This is a genomic window from Treponema endosymbiont of Eucomonympha sp. (assembly GCF_001028545.1).
Genome location: NZ_BBPW01000736.1, coordinates 1 through 262, shown reverse-complemented (window position 1 = coordinate 262; position 262 = coordinate 1). Strand labels below are relative to the sequence as shown.

Below are 262 nucleotides of genomic sequence, written 5' to 3'. Positions count from 1 at the left end.
AGTCCACACTGCCTAGTCCGTAGCCTGCGCCGCGTGCGTGTAGTGGTCTGTCATGGCAATATCGCTGTGCCCTGCCACAGCGTCTGCACGGTTAAATCATCCACACCCGCAAGCCGCGCAAGCGATATAAACGAATGCCGCAGGCTATGCGGCGTTATGTTGCGCCGTTTCTGCGCCTCTACCGATAATCCGGTATCCGCAAGCGCCGCCCATAACCCTTTTACGAAAAAGTTTTTAGACACCGGCTCGCCGTCATTAAACA

1 protein-coding gene is annotated in these 262 nt (G+C 55.7%); it reads right to left on the bottom strand.

Annotated features, from left to right (window positions below):
* Nucleotides 1-50: 50 nt before the first annotated feature.
* A partial coding sequence (locus AWU74_RS12345; protein WP_202966452.1) for a hypothetical protein occupies nt 51-262 on the bottom strand: 212 nt, incomplete at its 5' end.